Origin of the sequence: Micromonospora sp. D75, assembly GCF_018070405.1 — a bacterium.
GTDB lineage: Bacteria > Actinomycetota > Actinomycetes > Mycobacteriales > Micromonosporaceae > Micromonospora > Micromonospora chalcea.
Map to the genome: position 1 here is coordinate 1 of NZ_JAGPXV010000948.1, position 1494 is coordinate 1494.

Sequence of the window (1494 nt, forward strand, 5' to 3'; positions counted from 1 at the left end):
ACCCGACGGAGGCGCTGTCGCCCTCGATCGCCGAGCCGGTGTCGAGCCCGCCCGCGCCGCGCCGGGACTTCACCCCCATCGTCATCGAGGGCACGGTCATCGAGGCCCGCGACCTGACCGAGCCCGATCAGCCCTGGTCCGCGCAGTACGCCGACCCGGTGCGTGCCGTGCCGGCCGATCACGCGGCGGCACCCTGGGCCGGTGACCCGACCGCGCCGCTCCCGGCCGACCCGCTGCTGACGACCGGCGACGAGACGATGAACCTCACCGAGGCCGCCCACACCGTTGCGCCGGCCGAGACGGCGCCGTTCGACCGGGCCGGGCGGCTCGACGATCCGACGGTGTCGTTCACCTCGACGGCCGAACCCACTGTTTCCCTGTTCGAGGCGCACACGCCGGCTGCCGAGTCGACCACCTCGCTGTTCGCGCCGACGCCGCCCGAGCAGACGGCGGCCCTGTTCGCGCCGGCCACCGCCGGGGAACAGGCCACCGTGTCGCTCTTCGAGCCGGCCGCCGACGCCGAGCCGGCCACGCAGCCGGCCACCGAGGCCGAACCGGCGGCCTTCGACGACTCCGTCACCACGTCGCTGTTCGCGCCGGGTGAGCCGACCGTCGCGCTGTCCACCCCGCACGAGACGCCGGACACCTCCGCGCCGCCCGCGCCCCTGGCGGAGCCGGCGCCGATCGACGGCGACCCGGTGAGCGCCGCCGCTCCGGCCGACTTCGTGCCGGCGAACAACGTGGAGGAGGAGTTGCTGGCCGCCGCGGGCAGCGGGAGCACCGACGGCTTCCTCACCACCCTGCTGCTGGCCCGGGTGCTGCTGCCGGCCGCGCCCGACTCGGCCGCGGGCAGCCGGCCGGGTGAGCCGGGGTTCGTCTGGCACACCGAGCCGGTGGACGGCGAGACGTCCGTCTCGGTCTACACCTCCCCGGAACGCCTCGCCGAGCACGCCGGAGACGCGGTCGAGACGGTACGGGTCAAGTTCGTCCAGCTCATTCGCAAGTGGCCGGACGTGTCCTGGTCGTTCCGGGTGAACCCGGACAGCCCGGTCGGCGCGACGTACCCGGGGGAGCAGGTTCTCGCGCTCGCCAACTGGGCGGCCGAGGTGGGCCTCGGCGACGACCCGGAGCCGGCCGCCGCGCCGCAGTCGGCGGAACGACAGCGCCCGGAGGTGCCGACGATCGCCGCGAACCAGCCGGTGACCATGCAGAAGGCGATCGCGGCGAGCCAGCTCGCGTACTACCTGGAGCGTGGCTACGACCGGGTCTCCGGCTTCGTGCACCGGGCCGGGGAACTGGCGCACCTGAACAGCCCGGCGGAGCTGTACCGGGCGCTCGGGCTCGGCCACCCGGGTTCGCCGTTCTCCCCGGACGACGAGGAGATCTACCTGCTGCGCTGGCCGGCCTACCGGCCGAGCCTCTACCGGATCCCCTACGGCGGGCCGAACGAGGCCGCGATGCGGGCGATGGAGGGCTGGGTGATCGAGCGACCGC

At 74.7% G+C, this 1494-nt stretch carries 1 protein-coding gene; it reads left to right on the plus strand.

Going from position 1 to position 1494, the window contains the following annotated elements:
* The coding region (locus KBX39_RS30975) for an SseB family protein (RefSeq protein WP_210873947.1) at nucleotides 1–1494 on the plus strand (1494 nt) is incomplete at both ends.